The 22,649-nt window shown below is 71.0% G+C and carries 16 protein-coding genes; 3 read left to right on the top strand and 13 right to left on the bottom strand.

The window, feature by feature from the left end:
- Window positions 1-13: 13 nt before the first annotated feature.
- The 3 genes from AOK17_RS01430 to AOK17_RS01420 all read right to left on the bottom strand — a co-directional run bounded on the left by AOK17_RS01430 (window position 14) and on the right by AOK17_RS01420 (window position 4,772).
- The gene (locus tag AOK17_RS01430; protein ID WP_245696975.1) at window positions 14-985 is read right to left on the bottom strand and encodes an ABC transporter permease; all 972 of its coding nucleotides are present in this window, start codon (window positions 983-985) and stop codon (window positions 14-16) included.
- Window positions 978-2,645, bottom strand: coding sequence for an ABC transporter substrate-binding protein (locus tag AOK17_RS01425; protein WP_055610389.1), 1,668 nt, complete (start codon window positions 2,643-2,645; stop codon window positions 978-980). Before AOK17_RS01425 ends, AOK17_RS01430 begins: the two co-directional genes overlap by 8 nt.
- 183 nt (window positions 2,646-2,828) lie before the next feature.
- Window positions 2,829-4,772: a primary-amine oxidase gene (locus tag AOK17_RS01420; RefSeq protein ID WP_055610426.1), complete on the bottom strand. Its 1,944-nt coding sequence runs from the start codon at window positions 4,770-4,772 to the stop codon at window positions 2,829-2,831.
- A gap of 157 nt (window positions 4,773-4,929) precedes the next feature.
- Between AOK17_RS01420 and AOK17_RS01415 the strand changes: the two genes are divergently transcribed.
- On the top strand, window positions 4,930-5,697 hold the full coding sequence (locus AOK17_RS01415; protein WP_055610388.1) for a GntR family transcriptional regulator: 768 nt from the start codon (window positions 4,930-4,932) through the stop codon (window positions 5,695-5,697).
- Window positions 5,698-5,741: 44 nt separating this feature from the next.
- On the opposite strand, the gene AOK17_RS01410 is transcribed toward AOK17_RS01415, so the two are convergent.
- The 5 genes from AOK17_RS01410 to AOK17_RS01390 form a co-directional block, all read right to left on the bottom strand.
- Window positions 5,742-8,402: an FAD-dependent oxidoreductase gene (locus AOK17_RS01410; RefSeq protein ID WP_055610387.1), complete on the bottom strand. Its 2,661-nt coding sequence runs from the start codon at window positions 8,400-8,402 to the stop codon at window positions 5,742-5,744.
- Complete coding sequence (locus AOK17_RS01405) at window positions 8,399-9,850, bottom strand: aldehyde dehydrogenase family protein (RefSeq protein ID WP_055610386.1); 1,452 nt, start codon at window positions 9,848-9,850, stop codon at window positions 8,399-8,401. The genes AOK17_RS01410 and AOK17_RS01405 overlap by 4 nt, the downstream gene beginning before the upstream one ends.
- 46 nt (window positions 9,851-9,896) lie before the next feature.
- The gene (locus AOK17_RS01400; RefSeq protein WP_245696974.1) at window positions 9,897-11,480 is read right to left on the bottom strand and encodes a glutamine synthetase family protein; all 1,584 of its coding nucleotides are present in this window, start codon (window positions 11,478-11,480) and stop codon (window positions 9,897-9,899) included.
- On the bottom strand, window positions 11,467-12,894 hold the full coding sequence (locus tag AOK17_RS01395) for an aromatic ring-hydroxylating oxygenase subunit alpha (RefSeq protein WP_245696973.1): 1,428 nt from the start codon (window positions 12,892-12,894) through the stop codon (window positions 11,467-11,469). Before AOK17_RS01395 ends, AOK17_RS01400 begins: the two co-directional genes overlap by 14 nt.
- A gap of 182 nt (window positions 12,895-13,076) precedes the next feature.
- Complete coding sequence (locus AOK17_RS01390) at window positions 13,077-13,580, bottom strand: hypothetical protein (protein ID WP_157881261.1); 504 nt, start codon at window positions 13,578-13,580, stop codon at window positions 13,077-13,079.
- 455 nt (window positions 13,581-14,035) lie between these two features.
- Here AOK17_RS01390 and AOK17_RS53875 point away from each other — a divergent pair, with 455 nt between their 5' ends.
- Window positions 14,036-14,440 carry a WD40 repeat domain-containing protein gene (locus AOK17_RS53875; protein ID WP_107102266.1) on the top strand — a complete coding sequence of 135 codons (405 nt, stop codon included), beginning with the start codon at window positions 14,036-14,038 and terminating at the stop codon, window positions 14,438-14,440.
- A gap of 43 nt (window positions 14,441-14,483) precedes the next feature.
- Here the strand turns inward: AOK17_RS53875 and AOK17_RS01385 are convergent, their stop codons facing one another.
- Window positions 14,484-15,401 (bottom strand): NADP-dependent oxidoreductase, encoded by a 918-nt coding sequence (locus AOK17_RS01385; RefSeq protein WP_055610383.1) that lies wholly within the window; start codon window positions 15,399-15,401, stop codon window positions 14,484-14,486.
- A 633-nt stretch (window positions 15,402-16,034) separates the two neighbouring features.
- Between AOK17_RS01385 and AOK17_RS01380 the strand changes: the two genes are divergently transcribed.
- Window positions 16,035-17,432 carry an MFS transporter gene (locus tag AOK17_RS01380; protein WP_055610382.1) on the top strand — a complete coding sequence of 466 codons (1,398 nt, stop codon included), beginning with the start codon at window positions 16,035-16,037 and terminating at the stop codon, window positions 17,430-17,432.
- A 64-nt stretch (window positions 17,433-17,496) separates the two neighbouring features.
- Here the strand turns inward: AOK17_RS01380 and AOK17_RS01375 are convergent, their stop codons facing one another.
- The 4 genes from AOK17_RS01375 to lnt all read right to left on the bottom strand — a co-directional run bounded on the left by AOK17_RS01375 (window position 17,497) and on the right by lnt (window position 22,506).
- Window positions 17,497-19,422 carry a helix-turn-helix domain-containing protein gene (locus tag AOK17_RS01375; protein ID WP_055610424.1) on the bottom strand — a complete coding sequence of 642 codons (1,926 nt, stop codon included), beginning with the start codon at window positions 19,420-19,422 and terminating at the stop codon, window positions 17,497-17,499.
- 58 nt (window positions 19,423-19,480) lie between these two features.
- A complete protein-coding gene (locus AOK17_RS01370; RefSeq protein ID WP_055610381.1) occupies window positions 19,481-20,281 on the bottom strand; it encodes a 3-hydroxybutyrate dehydrogenase in 801 nt (266 codons plus the stop codon).
- Between the two features lie 60 nt (window positions 20,282-20,341).
- Complete coding sequence (locus tag AOK17_RS01365; RefSeq protein ID WP_055610380.1) at window positions 20,342-20,815, bottom strand: NUDIX hydrolase; 474 nt, start codon at window positions 20,813-20,815, stop codon at window positions 20,342-20,344.
- Between the two features lie 77 nt (window positions 20,816-20,892).
- Window positions 20,893-22,506 carry an apolipoprotein N-acyltransferase gene (lnt, locus tag AOK17_RS01360; RefSeq protein WP_055610379.1) on the bottom strand — a complete coding sequence of 538 codons (1,614 nt, stop codon included), beginning with the start codon at window positions 22,504-22,506 and terminating at the stop codon, window positions 20,893-20,895.
- Window positions 22,507-22,649 lie beyond the last annotated feature (143 nt).

Raw genomic sequence — 22,649 nt, 5'->3', positions numbered from 1 at the left:
AATGGGAGGGCGCTCATACGGTGCCCTTCGGGTCGAGCGCGTCCCGGAGGTCGTCGCCCACGAAGTTGCAGGCCACGACGAACAGCAGCGTCAGGGTCGCAGGCAGCACCACCAGGCGGGGCGCCGAGTAGAGGAACTCCTGTCCGGCCTGGACCATGTAGCCCCAGTCGGGGGTGGGCGGCTGGATACCGAGGCCGAGGTAGGACAGGCCGGCGGCGAAGCCGGCCGCGACCGACAGGGTCATGACGACCTGGGCCACCATCGGCCCGGCGATGTTGGGCAGGATCTCCTGCACCAGGACGCGCGGTGTGCGGGTGCCTCCCAGGCGCGCGGCGACGATGTAGTCCCGGGCCGTCTCCCTGGCCGCGAGCGCCCGGGCCAGCCGTGCCAGACCGGGGGCGAGGGACACGCCGACTCCGACGACGAGGCTGGTGGTGCCCGGTCCGGCCGCGGCGACCAGCAGGATGACCAGGAGGATGGACGGGAAGGCCAGGGCCAGGTCGACGGCGCGCATCAGCACCTGTTCCACGATGCCGCCCGCGTAGCCGGCGAGGAGGCCGACGCCGGTGCCGATCACGGCGGCCAGGGCGGTCGAGGCGAACGCCACGAACAGGAGCGGCCGTGCCCCGTGCACCAGCCGGGCCAGTTCGTCCCGTCCGAGGTCGTCGGTGCCGAGGAGATGGCCGGGCGAGCCGAAGGGCAGCATCGCCGAGGAGGTCTGCCGGACCGGGTCGGCCGAGATCAGCAGGGGCCCGGCCAGGGCGACGAGGACGATCGCGACCAGGAACACCCAGGACACCTTCGCGGGCCAGGACGTGCCGATGCCGAGCCGCCGCAGCTTCGCCACCGGGCCCCGGTGCTCACGGTCCCGCCCGTCACGGTCCCGTCCCCGGCGGGCGCTTCGGATCGCGCCGCCGGAAACGGGGGCGGCGGCGAGCGCATCGGTCGTGCCGAGGCCGGGATCGGAACCCGTCCGGTCAGACACTGGCTTTCTCCATGAAACAGCGGTGGTTGCCGAGTGCGGCGGTGTTGATGCCCTTCACATCGGCTCCGCTGACCACCAGGTTGGTGGAGCAGGCCAGCATGGCGATCACCATGTACTCCTCCGCCCAGCGCCGCTGGATCCTGGAGTAGGCGGCGGTGCGCTTCTTGCCGACCGGCAGGTTCTTGGCCTCCAGCAGGTCCTCGGCCATGGTGTCGACGCCGTCCAGCGTGTCCAGGCCGGTGATGGTGCTGCCGTAGAGACCGGCGGGGTTGGCCATGGAGCCGACCATGTTGTTGGGGTCGGGGACGTAGGAGTTGCGTTCCCAGATCATCAGGTCGTGGTAGTCGTCCTTGCCGTCGCTGAGCCGGCTGAAGTACGAGGCGGGGTCGACGGAGGTGGTCTTGACCTTGAAGCCGGCGTCCTCCAGGTTCTGCTTGACGATCTGCGCGGCCTTGGGGTGCCAGGAGTCGCTGGCCGCCATCAACCCCAGCTCGCGGCCTTCCGCCCCGGCTTCCTTCAGGAGCTTCTTCGCCTGTGCGAGGTTCTTCGTGCTCAGGTCGGCGAGGCCGGTGTCGTAGCCGTTCTGGGCGGGCGGGATCGCGTAGCCGTCGGGCTCGCTGCCGACGCCGAAGAACGCCTGCTGGACGATCGCCTTGCGGTCGATGGCCAGGTTGATGGCCTTGCGCACCTTCAGCTCGGGTACGCGCCGGGCGTCGATCATCAGGATCGCGTCGAAGCCCTCCTTGGTGTCGTGGACGGTCACCGAGGGGTCGGACTTCAGCTGTTCGACGGCCGAGTAGGGAGTGAACTGGGTGGCGGACACGTCCCCGCTGAGCAGCGAGCTGACGATCGCCGACGGGTCCTGCACCTGGCGCAGGACCAGGCGGTCGATCGGTGGCCGGCCGAGCCGGAAGTCGTCGAAGGCTTCCAGGGTGATGGACTGCCCGGAGGTGGCGGAGGCGAACTTGAACGGGCCGGTGCCGACGAGGTGCTTGCCTATGCCGGACCCGTACTTGTCGAGGGCGGCCTTGGAGATGACACGGCCGCCGATGTCGGAGAGCTGGGCCAGGACGGTCCGGTCGGGCGCCTTGAGCACCAGCTTGACCGTGAGGTCGTCCTCGGCGGTCAGCGAGGCGACGTTGTTGCCGAGGGAGGCGAGCGGTCTGGACGCGCCCTTCGGCAAGGTCTTGTTCTCCGGGTCGAACTGCCGGTTCAGGGTGGCCAGGACATCGGCGGAGGACAGCGTCGTACCGTCGTGGAACTTCACGCCGTCGCGGAGGGTGAAGGTGTACGTGAGCTGGTCGTCGGAGATCTTCCAGCTCTTGGCGAGGTCCGGCGTGGGTTCGTTGGACTCGAAGGAGATGAAGGTCAGGCCGCGGCAGATGCAGTCCACCGCCATCCAGTCCCCCAGCGTCGTGTAGAAGGCGGGGTCGTTGACCGCGCTGGTGGAGTCGATCGCGAGGGTGAGGGTGCCGCCCTTGCCGGATCCGCCACCGGACTTCTCGGACCCGTCGTCGGCCACACCGCAGGCGGCGAGCAGCGGGGTCAGTCCGAAGCCCGCTCCGACGCCGAGGAGGCTGGCGCCGCGCAGCACGGTCCGGCGGGAAACCTGCGGTTCGGCCGGGCGGAGTGCGGGTGTTCCCTGCGACTGATCCGGCATGAGGGCCTCCTTGGGGCACCGTTCCTCTGAAGGAATGGATCTAATCTCATCTTGATTGGATCCAAAATCATCGTGTCCGGCTCACGAGTCCGAGCCATGTCCCGGGTGTTACGAGCACATGAAACCGGGATCTTGTGTGCTATCTACCGTGATCACCTGACACGTAAGGTTTATGACGGTTCATCAGGTTCCGCAGCAGTGGTCCGCGCCGGCCGACGGGTCGGGGATGTCCATGGCCGGGTTGCGGTCGAAGAAGCCGTCGGGCTCGAAGACCAGTCGCACCCGGTCGACCGGCATGACCGGCCACTGCTCGGGCCGGGGGAAGTGATGGCTGCCCACGACCGGCCACAGCACCAGCTCGGCCCCGTCCAGCGAACGGTCCTTGCGCTGCCAGACCTGCACGCCGTCCTCGCCGGGCTCCGCCTGGTTCGGGTACTGCCCTCCGACGTAACTCTCGGCCGGGTCGGAGACCGTCGCCCACAGATGCTGGTGGACGAAGGGCGCCCTGCGGGCCATCACCGAATCGGGCCGCGCGAAGGGCCGGGTGGTGTTGGGCAGCAGCAGCCGGTACGCGGTCGGGTCCCCGTAGCGGTTCTGCTTCTGCGCACTCTCCACCCGCCAGTGCCGGGACGTCGCCGGGTTCGTCCGGCGGGCGGCCTGCGACTCCGACAGCAGGGGCGTACGCACCATGCGCACCGCGTTGCCGTACGGATCGTGGCGCGGGTCGTCCTCCGCCTGGGCGTTCTCCTCCACCAGGCGGTTGAACGGGCCGTCGACCGCCGCGTCCAGGCGCAGGCCGAAGTAGTGCTGGTGCGTGGGCGTCTGGACGTTGCGCGAGACCACCCGGCCGTGCCGCACCTCCTCCCCCTCCTCGATACCGGAGGCGGACAGCATGCCGGTGAGCTTGATCTCCAGCTCGATCCTGCCGTCCTGGTAGAGGGACCAGTAGAAGCCGTAGTCGTAGTTGGCGACCGTCTGGAAGCTGGAGATGATCAGCCGCCGGGAGCGGCGCACCTCGCTCACCCCGCGGCGCAGGTCGTTGTGCTTCCAGAGGATGCCGTCGTCCTCCTCGTGCATGCAGATCGCCTGGTCGATCTCCTGGGCGGCGCCGTCGCCCCCGAGGTGGGCCGCGTCGAAGTAGTGGATGACGCCAAGGCAGTCGCAGCCGAGCGCGAGCGAGTTGGTCAGGGGGCCGGCACCGTACTCGCCCCAGTCGAAGAAGTTCTTGCGGAACTGCGTGGAGCTCGGGTCGAGGTAGGGGACGTACATCTCGTTGCAGGCGGCGCGCTTGAGCACCGAGCGCCCCAGGAAGCCGAGGTCGTACAGGACCAGGCCCTCGCGGTGGGTGAAGCCGACCCGGAACTCCCAGCCCTGCCAGCTGACTTGGTGCCCGTCGACGGTGAAGCTGGGCCCCTCGGGCTGCACCACCTCCAGCGGCTTGAGCCCTTCACGGTCCGGGCCGAACCCGCCGGCCGACAGCGGTCCCGGCTCCTCGGAGACCGGGACGACACCATGGTCCTCGACCTCCAACACCTCCATCGTCGCCATGTCGATGAGGGGGATGACGCCCTGCACGGGGCGCACATAGGCGTTGTCGTCCTCCTGGACCCGGTGCCAGACCGAACCCCAGGTGATCCTGCGGTCCTTGTACTTCTCCGGTACGAAGCCGCCGATGGACTCGGCGTCGATGACCGTCAGCGACACGTCGTGGATGCCTCGCCGGGCCAGTGCCTCGCGGAACAGCGGATTCGCCCGGCATGCCTGGGCCGCCGCGCGTGCCTCCGTCGAGGTGATGCCCGGCCGCCGTATGTCGACCGGCCGCCACTCCAGGCAGCGCGGCTCGGCGCCGAGCTGCACGTCGATCTCCCAGGCGCCGGGCAGGTCGTGGTCCATCGCCACCAGGCCCACCCGCACCTCCCCTGCTGCCTGCCGGCCCGCCACGACCTCGCGGGCGAAGTGTTCGTCCAGTACCGCGCCCCAGAACCTGGTCCGCTCCCCCAGCCGGCCGTCGGCGCGCGCTACAGCGACGGCCGCGTCGATCTCCGCGGGAGACAGCGGGTCGAGAGGATGGGTGCGCTCGCGCCGGGCATGGACACGGGTGCTGACGCTTCCGGGCGGGTTGTGCATGATGTGCGCTCCGCTCATGTGCACGGGCCGCGAGCCTTGGATCCTGCGACCGTTAGAATGGATACATAAAGCTGTTGGGGTCTGTCAGGACGTCCGTCCCGGCCCTCGCCTCTGCTTTTTCCTTTGCCTTCGCCTTTGCCGACCAGACGGAGACCTCATGGACACCGCCCCGCTTCCCGACGCGGATTCGCCCGCAGGAAAGGGCAAGGCGCTCGTCGACGACACGGCGGCCGCGATCCGCGCGCGGATCCTCTCCGGCGAGATCCCGATCGGGGCGCAACTGCGCCAGGTCGAGCTCGCGGAGATGCTCGGCGTGAGCCGCACCCCCGTCCGGGAGGCGCTGCGGCAGCTCCAGGCGGGCGGCCTCATCGAGGTGCTGCCCAACCGCGGCGCCGTGGTCCGCGTCCCCGCTCCCTGGGAGGTCCGCGAGGCCTACGAGATCCGCGCCGAGCTCGAAGGGCTCGCCTGCGTCCGGGCGGTCCACGCGGTCACCCCCGACGTACTGCGGGAACTGCGCGAGGCCAACGAGACGGTACGCGCGGTCAGCCGAGGGGTACGCGACGCCAGCGGCGGTCCGGCGCCCGGCGAGGGTTCCTCGCCCGCCACCTCCCCGAGCGCCTCGCCCTCCACCACCGCCAACGACTGCTTCCACACCCTGATCCACACCGTCGCCGGCAACAGGCGGCTCGCCCGCGCCATCAAGGACGTCAACGAGGCGTTCCCGCGCAACGTCTCCGCCCTCGTCCTGCAGGACAACCCCCGCCATCGCGAGGACAACATCCGCGAACACGAGCGGATCGTCGAGGCTCTCGCCGCGGAGGACGCGGAGCGGGCACGCAGTGAGATGAAGGCCCATGTGATCAGCGCGGGCGAGCAGTTGGCCCGCTGGTACGAACAGCGGTCGGCCACCGTCTTCCGCGGCTGACCGGCTGTCGGTGCGGGCGGGAATGCGGGCGCGGGTGCCGGGGGTCATGCTCCGGCTCCCGGTCCGGGCCGGTCGGTGATGCCCATCGCGGCCGGGGACAGGAAGTCCAGGTCCGGTCGTTCCTTGCCCTCCGCCAGATCTGCGAGCGCGATGCCCAGTGCGGGCCCGAACTTGAAGCCGTGGCCGGAACAGGCCGCCGCCATCAACACCCGCTCCTCACCCGGGAGTCGGCCGACGGCGAACCGGTTCTTCGGCGCCATCGTGTAGCGGCAGGTGATCGTCTCCTCCACCGGCCCGTCGGCCGCCGGAAGGAACCGCGAGGCCAGGCCCAGGAGCCGGTCCCGCTCGGCCTCGGTGACCGGCCCGGCCGGCACCGACGGGTCCTCCGGCGGCCCGTGGTCCAGGCCGATCTTGACGCCTGCTCCGCCGAAGGCCGGGATGCCGTACAGCAGGCCGACGTCCGGTACGTCGACGGAGAACGCGCCCAGCAGCGGGGGCTCCAGCAGATGCCGTCGCGAGGAGCCGAGGTGCAGGTTCACGATCCGCACCACGCTCAGCGGCTGTGCGAAGGCGGGCAGCAGTTCGCCGGTCCAGGGGCCCGCGCACACGACCAACCGGTCGGCGTGCAGGACGCCTTGGTCCGTGTCGACGCGTACGCCGTCGCCGTCGCGGCGCCGGCGGAGCACGGCACAGCCGTCCCGCCGGTCCACGCCGCGTGCGCGACCGAGCGCCGCGAGCGCGGTGAGCGAGGCCTGGGCGTCGATGACACCGGCGGCCGGATCGTGGACCGCGGAGAAGCCCTCGCACAGGCGCAGCCCGGGGAAGAGTTCCGCGGCACGGGCGTGGTCCACGTTCTCGCAGCCGGGGCCGCGCAGTGTGCCGGGGGCTCCGGCCGCCCTGGCGTACAGGCCTCCGGTGGTCGTCACCAGCCGCTGCCCGGAGGCGAGTTCGAGTTCCTGCCAGGCGTTGTAGGCGGTGTCGACGAGTCCGTCCCAGATCTCGGCGGGATAGGCCCGCCGGATCATCCGCGTTCTGCCGTGCGAGGAGCCCTCGGTGTGGCCCGCGGGGAACCGGTCGAGGTGGATCACGCTCGCCCCGCGGGCCGCCAACTGCCAGGCAGCGGACGAGCCGTGGATACCGGCTCCGACGACGATCACGTCGGCCCGGTCGCCGGCGGATCCGGTCGGCCGGGAGGAGGCGGCGGTCCGCGGGCCGGGGGAAGCGGGCTCGGGAACAGTGGCTGTACCCGTCGCGAATGCGGGCTCGGGGCCGGTGGACGTGGGCGTCGCCGATCCGGGCACGGGATCGGCGGACGTAGGTGTCGCGGATCCGGGCTCGGGACCGGCCGACCTTGGCGTCGGGGACCCGGGATCGGGACTGGCGAACGTCGGCGTCGGGGATCCCGGAGTCACTCCTGACGGCAACCCGGATGCCGTACGCGACACGGTCTCGGAGGTAGCCTCCCCCGCTCCGCGGCGGCGCCGTTCGCGTGCCGTCAGTGCGGCGACGAGCGCGTCCACGTCGTCCGCGCTGTTGTAGACGTGCAGCGAGGCCCGGGCGACCCGTTCCAGACCGCGCCGGCCCAGGTCCCACTGGCCGTGCGAGGCGGGCACGGTCGTCAGTCTGAATCCGGTCGCGCGCAGGTCCCGTACGGTCTGGCGAGGGTCCTCGTCCTCGCGCAGGAACGTCACGATGCCCGAGGCCGCCGCCGTCGGATCGGTCAGCCGGATCCCCGGTACGCCCGACAGCCCGGCCCGCAGCCGCTCGGCCGACTCCGTCACATGGTCGCGGATCAGCGCGACACCGAGGTCGAGCGCCTCGTCCAGGGCCGTGCCCAGGCCAAGCCGCAGGGCGTGGGAGGACTCCCATGTCTCGTAGCGTCGCGCCCCCGGCACCACCTCGTACTGGTAGGCCGACGACCACTGGGCTCCGCGTACGTCCGGGGCGGCGGGCCTGGTTCTCGCCCGCAGGTCCGGGTCTACGTACAGCAGCCCCGTGCCGCGCGGCCCGCGCAGGAACTTGCGGCCGGTGGCGACGACGATGCCGCAGCGCATCTCCTGGACGTCGACCGGGAGTTGGCCGAGCGACTGCGTCGCGTCCAGCAGCAGCGGCACCCCCGCGCGGGCGGCCAGCGCGCCCACTGCGGCCACCGGCTCCACCAGCCCGGAGGACGTGGGGACATGGGCGATGGTCACGAGCGCCGCCGGCTCGCGCAGGGCCGTCTCCAGTGCGCCGAGGTCGATCTGCCCGCTCGCGTCGGCCGGCAGTACCTCCAGCACGATGCCGTGCGAGTCCCGCATCTCCAGCAGGTGCAGGGCGGAGCTGACGTAGGTCGATGAGGATGCCAGGACCCGGTCGCCCGCCTTGAGCCGCAGGGCTCCCAGCGCCCGCTGCCAGGCGGTGGAGGCGCTGTCCACCAGGGCGATGTCCTGCGGCTCGGCACCGATCAGCCGGGCCGCCGAGTGATACACCCGCTCCGTGCGGTCGGCCAGTGCCTCGGCCGCCTCGTAGCCTCCGAGCAGCGACTCCAGGTGCAGGTGGTCGGTGACGGCGGCCAGCGTCGCCGCGCTGGGCAGTGCCGCCCCGGCGGCGTTCATGTGGTGGGCGTGGCGCATGCCGGGCGTGGCGGCACGGAGTGCCGCGACGTCGAGTGTCGGACTCGGAGGCATCGGCGGCGGGTTGGGAACCGCGGTGTCTGTACTCATAGGGCGACGACCACCGCCTTTCGCTCGCAGTAGGAGTACAGGGCGTCGTCGCCCAGGTCCCGGCCCAGGCCCGAGTCGCCGAATCCGCCGAAGGGCAGCGCCGGGTCGAAGATGTTGTAGGTGTTGATCCACACCGTTCCGGCGCGCAGCCGCGCGGCCATGCGGTGGGCGCGGGAGAGGTCCCTGGTCCAGACTCCGGCGGCGAGCCCGTAGGAGGTGTCGTTGCCGATGGCGACGGCTTCGTCGTCGTCCTCGAAGGGGATCACTCCCAGCACGGGGCCGAAGATCTCCTCGCGGGCGATCCGCATGCTGTTGGTGACGTCCGTGAACAGCGCGGGTTCGACGAAGTAGCCCGGCCGGTCCGGTACTTGGCCGCCGGTCACCAGTTTCGCGCCCTCGGCGACACCGGCCTCGACGTACGACAGGACCTGGGTGCGCTGTTCCTCCGAGACCAGCGGACCGACGGTGATCCCGCCGTCCATGCCGTTGCCGACGGGGACCTTGCGCACCGCGTCGGCCAGGCGCTCCTCCATCTCCGCCAGGACGGAGCGCTGGACCAGCAGCCTGCTGCCGGCCGTGCACATCTGCCCGGAGTGGCCGAAGGCGGCCCGCATGGCGGTGACGACGGCGGCGTCCAGGTCGGCGTCGGCGAAGACGATGTTGGGGCTCTTGCCTCCGAGTTCCAGGGTGAGGCGCTTGACCGTGGGAGCGGCGGAGCCCATCACCAGCCGGCCGACCTCGGTGGAGCCGGTGAAGGACACCTTGGCCACCCCCGGGTGCGCGGTGAGCGCGGCGCCCACCTCGCCGTCGCCGGTGAGTACGTTGAGCACTCCTGCCGGCAGGCCCGCCTCTTCGCACAGGGCGGCGACGCGGAGCATGGTCAGCGGGGTCTGTTCGGCGGGCTTGACCACGACGGTGCAGCCCGCGGCGAGAGCGGGGGCCAGCTTGAAGCAGCCGGTCATGATGGGGAAGTTCCACGGCAGGATCAGCGCGGCCACCCCGACGGGCTCGGGCACCGTGTAGACGTGGTGTCCCGGGTCCAGGGGCACGACCGTGCCGGTCAGCCGGGCGGGGGCGCCCGCGAAGTGACGGAACGTCCTGGCGCTCATCGCGGTGTCGGCGCGCGAGCGTTCGACGGGTTTGCCGTTGTCGCGGGTCTCCAGCACCGCCAGTTCCTCGGCGTGCTCCTCGATCAGTTCGGCGATCCGGTGCAGCACCCGGCTCCGCTCAGCGACCGGCAGACCGTGCCAACGGCCGTCCTCGTGCGCCCGGGCGGCGGCGGCCACGGCGTCGTCGACATCCTGGGGCGTGGCCTGTGCGACGCGGCTCAGGACGGTTTCCGAGGCGGGATCGACGACGGGGAACGTCCGGCGGTCGCCGGGGGCGATCCACCGGCCGTCGACGAGGAAGGGTTCCAGCGGCGCGGGTTGGGCCTTGAACGTGGTCATGGCGTCTTCCGTGAGGTGTGGGCCGGCCGTGGGGGCCGGGGTGCGGTCAGACGAGGTCGAAGTACTCGCGTTGCTCCCAGTCCGAGACGTGCGCCAGATAGCGCGCGAACTCCGCGCGTTTGATCGTGGTGAACCAGGAGACGACGTCCTGGCCGAGCGCCTTGGCGAAGACCGGGTCCGCGTCGAGCGCGTTCAGCGCCTGGTCGAGCGAGCCGGGCAGACCGCGGGCTCCGGCGTCGTACGGGTCGGTGGTCGGCGGGCCGGGGTCGAGCCGCCGGGCCATCCCGTCCATCCCGCTGACCACCTGCGAGGCGATGTAGAGGTACGGGTTCGCCGCCGGTTCGCCGGATCTGTTCTCCAGTCGGGCGCCGCCTTCACCCTGGGCGCCGACGACGCGCACCATGGCGCCCTTGTTGTCGATGCCCCACACCACCCGGTCGGGAGCCAGGGACATCGGCAGGTACCGCTTGTAGCCGTTGACGGTCGGCGTGGTGAAGACGGTGGCGGCGGGCGCGTGTTCCAGCAGCCCGGCGAGGTAGTGCCGGCCCACCGGGGACAGCGGCTCCCCCGGCGCGGAGTCGGACACCGAGCCGGGCGCCGAGCCGGTTGGCACCGAGCCGGGCGCCGGATCGGGCGTCGGGTCGAAGGCGGCCTCTCCGTTCGCCCGGGAGCGCAGCGACTGGTGCAGGTGCCATCCGCTCGACGCGGTCTCCACCGTGGCGGGACGCGACATGAACGTCGCGTGGTAACCGTTCCTGCGGCAGATCTGCCGCACCGCCGAACGAGCCAGCAGCGCGTCGTCCGCGGCCTGCGCCGCGTCCCGCGCGTCCAGGGTCAGCTCCAGCTGGCTGGGCCCGAACTCCAACTCCACGGAACGCAACGGCAGATCGAGCCCGGTGAGCCCGCGGTACAGCAGATCCACCAGGTCGTCGAGCCGGTCCAGGCCCTCCTCGTGCAGCAGTTGCGAGCCGCTGCTCAGCGGCTCCACCTCCGGTGCCGGGCCGGGTGCGCCCGGCCGACCCGGGGCCACCGGTACGGACCCGTCCGCGGCGGGACGGTACACATGGAACTCCAGCTCCACACCGACCGTGAGGTCGTACCCCGCGTCCGCCAGCGCGGCCAGTCTGCCGCGCAGCAGACCGCGCGAGCAGAACGCCGCGGGGGTGCCGTCGGGGTGGTAGAGGTCGCACAGGATCCAGCCGGTCCGCTCGGCCCACGGCAGTACCCGGAACGTCGTCATGTCCGGCACCAGAACGATGTCGCCGGCCCCGGCGAAGCGCCCGTCGGCCAAGCCACCGCCGCCCGAGAAGACGGGGAAGACGGTCCGGCCGGAGGTGTCCTTCAACAGGAGGGAGGACGGCGCGGTGACTCCCGAGCGCAGTGCGCCGGGCACCGCCTCCCGGGTCAGGGTCTTGCCTCGCAGCACCCCGTGCTGGTCGGCGAAGGAGAACCGCACCTTGTCCAGGCCGAGTTCGTCGATCACCCGGCGGACTTGCCCGGCGGCCACGTGCTGCCGCTCGTCCCACAGCCCGTGCCGCTCGACGAACCCGCCGGCTCCGGCGGAGGCCAGCGGGCGGGCGCCGGGTCCGTCGCCGCCCTGCGCCCGGGGCCGCTCGTCAGCGCTGCGCACCGGTCACCTCCCGCCCGGCCCACGGCGATCGCGCGCGTCGCTCCGACTCCCGTTGCCGCCAGGCCTCTTCCCAGCCGTCCGTGGGCGTGATGGTGTCGATGGCCAGGGGCCCGGTCAGCTCCTCGGCCTCCCGCGCGTCGAGCGGCAGCCCGGGCACCGGATTTCCGCTCTCGAACGAGGTGATCGCCTTGAGCAGGAGTCTGCGGTTGGCGGTCACGGCACGGTCCGAGACACCGAGCCGCTCGACGGTCCGGTCCTGCACGGGCCCCATGCTCTCCACCGCCCACTGGTCATGGACGTTGATGTCCAACCCCATGCCGGTGTACGTGAGTTCCCGCTGCTCCTTGGGATCGAAGCCCCAGTCGTTCGAGCGGTTGCGCAGCGGCCTGTAGTCGGGGAGCGAGACCTCCGCGAGGCGCTGCGCCAGCAACGTGTCCTTGTCGGTGACCTCTTCGAAGTCGTAGAGGATCATGAACCAGTAGTGGTTCTCGTCGTCGATCGGGACGTGCCACTGACAGAAGACCTTGCCGTTGCCGAAGGGCACCACGAAGGCGTTGGGGAACACCAGGTTGGTGATCCGTACGTGCCTGACGTCCTCGGTGAGTTCACGCAGCGCGAAGACCCGCAGGCCGTGCTCGGCGCTCTCCACCTCGATGTCCGGCCGGAAGTTGTCGCCGACCAGTTCGGAGAGCTTCTTCCCGGTGCCCTCCACCTCCTCGCTGAACTGCTGCCCGTACACCTCGCGCGGGTCCTCGCCGACGAAGCGGTGCAGGAAGGAGACGTGGCTCGGATCGATCCCGCCTTCCACGCCCTGCAGCCAGTTGCACTCCCACCAGCCCTTGAAGGCGAAGGTGTACTCCTCGGGAGCGCGGAAGCAGTCGTACGCCGGGAAGGGCGGCGGGTCGCCGGTGCCGAGGTAGGCGAAGACGATGCCGTTGCGCTCCACGCAGGGGTAGCTCGGGATACGCACCTTGGCGGCGAAGTTGCTGTGCTCGGGTTCCGCGGGCTGCTCCAGGCAGCGGCCGTCCGGGCCGTACAGCCACCCGTGGTAGAGGCATCGCAGTCCGCCGTTCTCCCGGCGTCCGTAGGAGAGGTCGACGCCCCGGTGCGCGCAGTACCGGCCGACCAGGCCCCACGCGCCGGACCCGGGCCCGGCCTCGGCTGAGCCCTGAGGGCGTTCCATCCTGTCGGCGTCCGGTACGGGGAGGCCGGGTGCGGAGTCGTCGTCCCGCCGGAAGAGGACCAGGTCCTCGCTCATGATCCGGATCGCCTTGACCGGTCGTTCGTCGGACATCTCCGAGACGAGGGCGACGGGCTGCCAGTAGGCGCGCATGAGTTGTCCGAGGGGGGTGCCCGGGCCGGTGCGCGTAGCGCGCTCGTTGTCCTCGCGTCTCAGCATCGCTACCTCATGCATCCGATTCAGTGTTACTTGGATCCAATCTGTGGATCCAATCCTTACACATCGAGATCCAAAGCAACAGGGCCGAATCCCTCGGGGCCGCAGTGCGGGCTTCCCCGACCGGGGCCCTCCTCCCTCAACTCCGCCTCGGCGCCCGTGACTTCAGGGCGGACGCACTTCCCGCACCGTCAGGGCCGTCAGGGCAGGCCGAGCATGACGGCCATGGCGGTGACCATGAGCCCGCCGCCCACCTCTCCGAGCAGGAGCGCACGCCTGCCCGGAGAATGTGCGGCGGTCCGGGGTGGCCACGCCTGCCGGACGAGCGCCACACCAGCCCGGGCCACGCTCCAGCACGCGACGGAGAACAACACCTGCCACAACGCGACTTGGGCCGACGCGAGGCCGACGGAACCGTCCCTGCCGTGGTGGCTTTGTTCTACGACCGCCGCAGCCGCCGTCAGCAGTGCCATCGCGGCCAGGTTCACCGACTCGACGGACCTGCGGCACGCACACCCCGCTCGCAGCTGCCACAGACAGGCAACGACGAGCGCGGCGGTCCCGGCCACCAATGGCGCCCGGCCTCCCGCTCCAGGAGCCATCGCCAGCATGGCCGCCGGCGCGACGGCCTGCGGCAGCCACTGCCGCACGGGAGACGGGAGATGACTGGTGAGGCACAGCACTCCTCCCACCAGCCCCGTCACCCACAGCACCTCATGCACGGGGCAGACACCGGGCGGACCGGTCCACCCGCACGGGAGCCCTGCCGGATGGCGATCGACGGACGCGAGCTGGAGCGCGGCGCCCACGCGGACGTCCGGTGCCGGGCAGGAGAGCCGATGAATGGGGTGCCACGCTCACGGCCCTCCCGATGTCACGCGCAGGACGACGCCCTCGCAGATACGGACAAACCTGAGCGATACATGTTTCGTGCCCAACCGGCTTCTGTTTCCCGCCAGTAACGGCTCTCGCCGACAACGGGACGGATCGTCAGGAGCCGGCGCGGTGAGGCTGCGGTGTCCTCATGGTGCTCGCACGCACTTCTTCACGCAGAACTATGGTGCCGAACAAAGCTAGGACCTGGGGTTTTCGCTGATCTCGCGCGTTCGAGTCGGCACCGGAATCTCCGCGTGCCGGTAGAGACCCACCCGGCGATCCCGTGCGCACCCTGCGACGCTCCAGCCAGGCTCGGCCAACGGGCACAGACCGTATTCACATCGCGGAAGTCGCCGATGCAGCCAGCCCCCCCTTGGGCATCTCCAACGCGCTGCCGCTCTACCTAACCGGCCAGTCGGTCGTCGAGCCGCTCACCGGCCATGCAGACGGCATCACCCACGCAGCGTTCCACCCCGACGGACATCTGCTCCCCACATCCAGCGACGACTGCACCACGCGGCTCTGGGCACAGCCAGGACTGCCGGCCGGCCACTCGCGTAGCGTGGGAGCGCGAGCGCGACTCTCCGGACAGATCAGCAACGGACGACTGTTTGTGGCCAGTTGTGATTCGCCGCCGGCGGCCTCTCGACGGGGAGCCGTCTGGCCGCCAGCGGTGACACTGCGTTGATGTTCCGGGATACCAGGCCGATAGTCGCCTCGGCCGACCCGAGCTACGGGCGGAGCACGATCTTGCCGTGGGTGTGTCCCCGTTCCAGCTCACGGAACGCGTCTCGCACCCGCTCCAGCGGGTAGGTGCGGGCGATCGACACCTCCAGCTCACCGCGTGTGGCAAGCCGGGCCAGCTCGCCGAGCACTACCGCGCATGCCGCCGCGCCTTCTCCGTAGGTTTGCGCCCCAACCCTGGCCGCGGCCTGCCAATCGCGGATGGTGTTGATCCGCTCGGGCCGCACACCCAACTCCACTGCCAGCTCCACGTAGCCGTCGCCGAACGTATCGATGAACGCGTCGACGTTCCCACCGGAAGCCTCCCGGATCCGTTCGGCCACGCCCTCCCCGTACGCGACCGGGACGACACCGCGCTGCTTCAACCAGGCATGGTTCCCCTCGCTCGCCAGCCCGATCACCGTGGCTCCGCGCCGGCGCGCGAGCTGCACGGCGAAAGACCCGACGCCGCCCGCCGCACCGGACACCACGACTGTGTCCGCCGGCCCGGGATCCACCGCGAACACGCAGGCGTATGCAGTTGTGCCGGCCACGTACAACGAACCCGCCACATCCCAGGACAGCCCCGGCGGACGCGAAACCACGTCCACGTCGTCGACCGCGACGAACTCCGCATGGCTCGCCCTATCGTGGGTGAACCCCAATACCTCATCGCCCACCGCGAAGCCGCGCACCTGCGGGCCGACCTCCACCACGACACCGGCCAGATCACTGCCCTGCCCGGAGGGGAACGTAGCCGGCCAGCGTCCGTGACGCGCGCCCTCGCGGATCATCACCTCGCCCGGCTGGATCCCGGCCGCGCGGACCTCGACCAGCACCTGTCCGGGGCCGGGCGTCGGCCGCTCCACCTCCTCCACCCTCAGCACATCAATCCCGCCGTACTCGTGGAACCGCACCGCCTTCATCGCGTGATCACCGCATTCCCTCGTTCGGACAAGCCTTGGACGGGCCACACGCCGGATGTCACACACCGACCGTGCCATCGCATTCAACGGCTCAGGGACGGGGTTGTCTTCCCAACACTGCCGCCACCCTCGTCGCTTCACCTCCGCTCAAGCGGAGGCAACTTCAGTTGGGACAGCGGGCCGTTTAGGCGAAAGAGCACTTTCCGCGCCCTGGGGTGCAGGTACACGGCCACACTCCGGGCCATTTCCAGGCCAAGTCGCTGCCCGAAGGCACCAACAGGCCTGTTTCCGCAGGTCAGACCAGATGCCTCGCATGTACCACCAGCAGGCGATGAACCTGCTGGTACCAGCTGACGCCACCGTCGCCCCATGGCAGACCCGTTGCTAAGCCCAAATCCGGGGCAGCCGTCCACTTCGGAGAAGCGCTCTGCATACGGCGAGGTGCGCCCGAACAGTACAACTTGGACATCCCACTTCGTGGCCCAGACGTAGCCCCTGGCAGAGTCCCCATGGTGGCCACACTCATGCCCACACCCAGAACTATGGTGTCCCACCACATGTGCCGCTGACCTGCGCCTTCCTACGGTGTGGCGACACGAAAACGTCCCCGCCGACCACTTGGAAGTGGTGCCGATGTCCTCCCCCGCAACCGCTCCCCCACCCACCGCCAGCCTCAAGCGCATCGTCGCCGCGAGCCTCATCGGCACCACCATCGAGTGGTACGACTTCTTCCTGTACGGATCCGCCGCCGCGCTCGTCTTCAACAAGGTCTTCTTCCCGGACTCCGACCCGCTCGTCGGCACGCTGCTGTCGTTCCTGACGTACGCGGTGGGCTTCGCCGCGAGGCCGCTCGGGGCGCTTGTCTTCGGGCACTACGGCGACCGGCTCGGGCGCAAGAAGCTGCTGGTCCTGAGTCTGCTGCTGATGGGCGGGGCGACCTTCGCGATCGGGCTGCTGCCCACGCACGCGACCGTCGGCACGGCGGCGCCGGTGCTGCTGACCGTGCTGCGCCTGGTGCAGGGCTTCGCGCTGGGCGGGGAGTGGGGCGGCGCGGTGCTGCTCGTGTCGGAGCACGGGGACGCGCGGCGGCGGGGGTTCTGGGCCTCGTGGCCGCAGACCGGGGCGCCCGCCGGGCAGTTGCTGGCGACGGGCGTGCTGTCGCTGCTGACCGCCGTGCTGTCGGACGCCGCCTTCACCTCCTGGGGCTGGCGCATTCCGTTCCTGCTGTCGGGTGTGCTGGTGATCGTCGGTTTGTGGATTCGTCTGTCTGTCGATGAATCACCCGTCTTCAAGGCGGCCCTCGCCCAGGCCGAGGCACGCAAGGCGACCCAGGGCGGTGCCGCCGAGAAGCTGCCGCTGGTGTCCGTGCTTCGCCACCACTGGCGGGACGTCCTGATCGCCATGGGCGCGCGCATGGCGGAGAACATCAGCTACTACGTGATCACCGCCTTCATCCTCGTGTACGCCACCACCTCGGCCGGTCTGTCCAAGCAGACCGCGCTGAACGCGGTGCTCATCGCGTCCGCCGTCCACTTCGCCGTCATCCCGCTGTGGGGCGCCCTGTCCGACCGCGTGGGCCGTCGGCCGGTGTATCTGCTGGGCGCGGCCGGTATCGGTCTGTGGATGTTCCCGTTCTTCTCGCTCATCGACACCGGGACCTTCGGGAACCTGATCCTCGCCGTGACCGTGGGCCTGGTCCTGCACGGAGCCATGTACGCGCCGCAGGCCGCCTTCTTCTCGGAGATGTTCGCGACCCGCATGCGCTACTCCGGCGCTTCGATCGGCGCGCAGTTCGCGTCGGTCGCCGCGGGCGCGCCCGCACCGCTCATCGCGACCGCGCTCCTCGCGGACTACGACAGCTCCACACCCATCGCCCTGTACGTGATCGGGGCGGTCGTGCTGACACTGATCGCGGTGGGCGTGGCGAAGGAGACCCGGCACCGCGACCTCGCGGACGTGGAGGGAACCGACGGTGCCGAGGCAGCCGACGCGAAGGCGTCCGCCCGCGCCGAGGACGCCCATACCGTCTGAGCCGGTGGCCCCGGACCGACCCCCGTGCGCCCGCGCGTACGGGGGTCACCCGCGCGTACGGAAGTCAGTGCTGTCCGGTGGACGTCAACCGGTGCAGCCGCAGGGCGAGTTGGATCTCCAGCGTCCGGGCAGGGCTCTGCCAGTCGGGGCCGAGCAGGCGGCCCACCCGTTCCAGGCGCTGCGCGACCGTGTTGACGTGGACGTGCAGCTCGCCCTTGGTGCGTGCGGGGCTCATGCCGCAGGCGAAGTACGCGTCGAGGGTGTGCAGGAGGTCGGTGCCGCGCTTCTCGTCGTACGTGACGACCTGGCCGATGGTGCGCTCCACGAAGCCGGAGATGTCCCTGCTCCCGGCGAGCAGCAGCCCCAGGAACCCGAAGTCCTCAGCGGCGGCGCCGTCCCCGGCACGGCCGAGCAGCCGCAGCGCTTCGAGGCATCGCTGCCCTTCGGTGTACGCCTCGGCCACGGTGTCCGGGCGGGCGGCGAGGTCCTGGACCGGTGCCGAGGCGCCGACGGTGACCGCCTCGTGCACGGCGGTGCCCAGCTCCATGGCCGTGCGACGGGCCAGCTCCGTCGCGGTGTCGCCGGGGCTCAGGGGCAGCAGCAGGACAGTGCCGCCGTCGCGTGCGGCGGCCAGTCCGTGCCGGGTGGCGGCGAGGTGGGACGCGGCGGACCACAGTCTGCGGCGGGCGGCGGCCTCGTGGTCCGCGTCGGCTGCCGTGGCGTCCAGGCGGGAGGCCAGCACCACGTGGGTGGCGTCCAGGTCGGCGTCCAGCCGGGCGGCGCGCTCGCGCAGCAGCCGGGGATCGCGGTCCCGCGCGTCGAGCAGATCGTCCAGCAGCTCGCCGCGGACGCGTTGTTCGGCCTCGGAGGCCGAGCGCCGGGCCAGCAGCAGGAGCGAGGTGACCATGGCCGCCCGCTCCAGAGTGCGCTGGTCGACGGGGTCGAGCCCCGGATGGCCGCGCAGCACCAGCGCGCCGAGCAGCTCGCCGCCGGCGGTAACGGCCGCGACCCAGTCGTCCCCGTGCCGGACCGCGTGTCCCTCGGCCCGCGACACCTCCAGGGCGTCACCGGGCGCGGTGCCGGCGTCCGTGAACTGCACACTGCCGTCGAGGATCTCGGAGACCGCGGCGGACACGTCGTGGACCCCACCGCCCCGCAGGACCAGCTCGGCCAGCCGGTCGTGGACGCCGGAGGCCCGCTCGATGACCCCGCTGCGGTCGCGGATGATCTCGTTGGCCCGCTCCAGGTCGGCCAGTGCCTCGCGGGTCTCGGTGAGCAGGTTCGCGGTGTCGATGGCGGCGGCGGCCAGAGCGGCGAACGAGCCGAGCAGGGCGATCTGTTCCCGCTCGAAGACCCGCGCCCGGCGGTCGGCGGCGAAGAGGACGCCGATGACGTGCGGCCCGAGCATGAGGGGCACGCCGAGGATCGCCACCAGGCCCTCGTCCCGTACGCCCGCGTCGATGGTCGGGGTGTGCTGGAAGCGGTCGTCCTGGAAGTAGTCGTCGGTGACATAGGGGCGGGCCGTCTGGGCGACGAGTCCGCCGAGGCCCTCCCCCATGCCGAGCCGCAGCTGCTGGAAGCGCGCCGCGACCGACCCCTCGGTGACCCGCATGTACGTGTCGCCCTCCGCCGGGTCGTTCAGGCTCAGATACGCGATGTCCGTGCCCAGCAGGGAGCGGGCGCGCTGCACGATCGCCTGGAGCACGGCGTCGAGGTCGCGCAGTCCCGCCAGGTCGTGGGCCGTCTCGAAGAGCGCGGACAGTTCGGCCTCGCGTCTGCGGCGCCCCTCCATCTCCGAGCGCACGCGCAGGGCGAGGAGCTTGGCGCGCTCCAGGGCGGAGATCCGGTCGGGCGGCAGCCCGTCCGCGCGGGCGAGCAGCACCGGCTGCTCGTAGGCGTCGGCGGACGCGCCCCGGGCCAGCAGCTCCAGGAACGGCGCTTCGGCGCTCGCCTCGGAGCGCTCGGCGGACTGCAATTGATCGCGAGACATGTCCACCAGGATTACCCGTCGCACCGACAGCCTGACCAGCCCTGTGGACAACTCGTGCTCAGTGCGCGGTCCAGCCGCCGTCGAGGACCAGTGAGGTCCCGGTGACGAAGGACGCGGCAGGGCCGCACAGGTATGCCACGGCCTCGGCGACCTCGTCCGGTTCGATAAGGCGCTTGACCGCGCTGTCCTGAAGCAGGATCTCGCCGAGCACCCGCTCCCGGGGGATGCCGTGGGCGGCGGCCTGGTCGGCGAGCTGCTTCTCCACCAGTGGAGTGCGCACATAGGCGGGGTTCACACAGTTCGAGGTGACTCCGTGGGGAGCGCCTTCCAGGGCCGCGGTCTTGGAGAGGCCCTCCAGACCGTGTTTCGCCGCCACATACGCCGACTTGAAGGCGGAGGCGCGGAGACCATGTACGGACGACACATTGACGATCCGGCCCCACCCCTGCCCGTACATGTGCGGCAGTGCCCCGCGGATCAGCCGGAACGGGGCCTCCAGCATCACGGTCAGCACGGTGTGGAAGGTGTCGGGCGGGAACTCCTCGATGGGGCGCACCAGTTGGAGCCCGGCGTTGTTGACGAGGATGTCGGTGCCGGCCGCGGCGGACTCCGCGGCGTCCAGGTCGATGAGGTCGAGGACGTGCGCTTCGACCGTGCCCGCGAGGCCGTTGGCCTGTTCGGTGAGGGTGTCCAGTCCCCCGGCGTCCCGGTCGACCGCCCGTACCTTGGCCCCGGCCGCGGCGAGCCGCAGTGCGCAGGCGCGGCCGATGCCGCCCGCGGCGCCGGTGACGAGGGCGGTACGGCCGCCGAGGCCGAGGGACGGGGCGTGGGGGCCTGCGAGGGCGCTGGGCGCGGTCATGCCCCGACCCTAGGCAGCGGCCACGCCCCGACCGATGTGGCCGCAACCCACACTTCGCGCTCAGGGCATGGGTTCGAACCACGTGGGCTCGTCGGACAACGCCTGCTTGATCCGGAACAGTCCGTGCTCGGTCAGCTCCGGCAGCGCGTCCACGTCGAACCAGCCGACCTCCAGCGATTCGTCGTCGTTGACACGGGCCTCACCGCCGACGGCCCGGCACCGGATGGTGATGTCCATGAACTGGCAGATGTCGCCGTTCGGGTACGTGGTCGGCGTCAGGGCCTGTACGAGCACGACGCGCTCGGCGACACACCGGACGCCCGTCTCCTCGTACACCTCCCGCACGGCGCAGGCCGCGGGCTGCTCCCCCGGGTCCGACATTCCGGCGATGACGGCCCACTTGCCGGTGTCGGCCCGGCGCCCCAGCAGCACTCTGCCCGCGTCGTCGAAGACGACGGCGGTGACTCCGGGGAGCCAGAGGAGTTGTTGGCCGGCGGTGGCCCGGATCGTACGAATGAAGTCAGGAGTAGCCATGGGCCGACCCTAACGGCCCGGTTTCGCCGGCTCGGCGCATTCCGGACGCGTACGAGCAGCACACTGCCGGCGTACGGCTACGCGTCTCCGGCGCGCCGTCCGCGTACCGCGGCCGTCACGGCCCAGCCGAGGCCGCCCACGGCGATCAGCACCAAGAACATTTCCGGCGCGATTCCGACCCGCGTGGCGGGCGTCTCGGAAGAGCGCAGCGGCACCTTCTGGACCAGGGAGTCCGCCACGAACATGCCGGTCCGCTGGGTGATCTTCCCGTCCGGCATGATCACGGCGCTGACGCCGCTGGTCACCGGGACGGTGACGGTGCGGCTGTGCTCGACGGCGCGGATCCGGGACATCGCGAGCTGCTGGTAGGTCATCTCGCTGCGGTCGAACGTGGCGTTGTTGCTCGGCACGGAGATCATCTGTGCGCCGTGGGTGACGGTGTCGCGGACAGCCCAGTCGAAGGCGGCTTCGTAGCAGGTCGCGAGGCCGACCTGGGTGCCCGCCATGGTGAAGACTCCCGGCTCGGTGCCGCGGCTGAAGTCCTGGCGGACCATGGAGGTCCAGTTGTCGTTGATGGCTCCGATGAGCGACCGCATCGGGAGGTACTCACCGAACGGCTGGACCTGCCGCTTGTCGTACGTGGCGCCGGGCCCCTTCTGCGGGTCCCAGAGGATCTGCTCGTTGTAGAGCTTGCCGTTCTTCTCGACGACGCCGCCGACCGAGATGGGCGCGCCGATCGCCTTGGCCGCCTTGTCGATCACGGCGTAGGCGTCGGGGTTGCGGAACGGGTCGATGTCGGAGGAGTTCTCCGGCCACAGCACGAAGTCGGGCTGGGCCGCCTTGCCCGCCTTGATCCGCGCGGCGAGGCGCTCGGTCTCCCGGGCGTGGTAGTCGAGGACCGCGCGCCGCTGGGAGTTGAAGTCGAGGCCCGCGCGCGGCACGTTGCCCTGGATGACGGCGACGGTCGCGGTGCCGTTCTCGGCCTTGTCGCTGACCAGGGGCCGCGCGGCGAAGGCGCCGAGCACGGGGAGGAGGAAGCTGAGGAGGGCCACCGCGGCGGCTCCGCGTCGTACGGCACGGGTGCGCCGCGTCTCGACGGCCAGGCGGACGATCTCGTACAGGCCGAAGCCGCACAGGACGACCGCGAATCCGAGCACCGGGGTGCCGCCCAGCGCGGCGAGCGGCAGGAAGACGCCGTCCGCCTGGCCGAAGGCGATCTTTCCCCAGGGGAAGCCGCCGAACGGGGCACGCGCGCGTGCCGCCTCGCCCGCGATCCACAGGGCGGCGGCCCACAGGGGCCAGCCCGGCAGCTTCGACACGGCCGCGATACCGGCGCCGACGAGCGCCACATACACCGCCTCGATGACGACCAGCGCGATCCACGGCCCGGGCCCGACCTCCACGCCGGTCCACACGAGCAGGGGCAGCAGGAAGCCGAGGCCGAAGAGGTAGCCGAGACCGAGGCCCGCCTTCCAGGTGCGGCCCCGCAGCAACCAGCCGAAGACCGCGAAGGCCGGCAGGGCCAGCCACCACAGCGTGCGCGGCGGGAAGCTGACGTAGAGCAGCACTCCGGAGAGTGCCGCGGTGGCGGCCGGAGCGAGCCGCCGCATCAGCCGGATCACCCGCGAAACGGGCCGGGCCTGCGGTTCGAGCTGTTCCGGCTCGTCTACGGAGGTTGCTGTGACGGTCACCCCCGGAGTGTACGGCGGGTGGTCACGGCGCCGACAGCGCGGCCCTGATCACCTGCCCGGGCACTCCCCTCCCACCTGCTGCATCGTTTCTGCGCAACTCGTCCACAAACCGGCGCATCACCCGTTACGGTGTGCCGGAGCCT

Source organism: Streptomyces phaeochromogenes, from assembly GCF_001418655.1.
Classification (GTDB): Bacteria; Actinomycetota; Actinomycetes; order Streptomycetales; family Streptomycetaceae; genus Streptomyces; species Streptomyces phaeochromogenes.
This window is presented reverse-complemented; position numbering and strand designations above follow the sequence as displayed.

Coding starts and splice junctions, on each gene's coding strand:
- AOK17_RS01425 (WP_055610389.1), bottom strand. CDS start 2,645: ATGCCGGATCAGTCGCAGGGAACACCCGCACTCCGCCCGGCCGAACCG.
- AOK17_RS01420 (WP_055610426.1), bottom strand. CDS start 4,772: ATGCACAACCCGCCCGGAAGCGTCAGCACCCGTGTCCATGCCCGGCGC.
- AOK17_RS01415 (WP_055610388.1), top strand. CDS start 4,930: ATGGACACCGCCCCGCTTCCCGACGCGGATTCGCCCGCAGGAAAGGGC.
- AOK17_RS01410 (WP_055610387.1), bottom strand. CDS start 8,402: ATGAGTACAGACACCGCGGTTCCCAACCCGCCGCCGATGCCTCCGAGT.
- AOK17_RS01405 (WP_055610386.1), bottom strand. CDS start 9,850: ATGACCACGTTCAAGGCCCAACCCGCGCCGCTGGAACCCTTCCTCGTC.
- AOK17_RS01395 (WP_245696973.1), bottom strand. CDS start 12,894: ATGCATGAGGTAGCGATGCTGAGACGCGAGGACAACGAGCGCGCTACG.
- AOK17_RS01385 (WP_055610383.1), bottom strand. CDS start 15,401: ATGAAGGCGGTGCGGTTCCACGAGTACGGCGGGATTGATGTGCTGAGG.
- AOK17_RS01380 (WP_055610382.1), top strand. CDS start 16,035: ATGTCCTCCCCCGCAACCGCTCCCCCACCCACCGCCAGCCTCAAGCGC.
- AOK17_RS01375 (WP_055610424.1), bottom strand. CDS start 19,422: ATGTCTCGCGATCAATTGCAGTCCGCCGAGCGCTCCGAGGCGAGCGCC.
- AOK17_RS01370 (WP_055610381.1), bottom strand. CDS start 20,281: ATGACCGCGCCCAGCGCCCTCGCAGGCCCCCACGCCCCGTCCCTCGGC.
- AOK17_RS01365 (WP_055610380.1), bottom strand. CDS start 20,815: ATGGCTACTCCTGACTTCATTCGTACGATCCGGGCCACCGCCGGCCAA.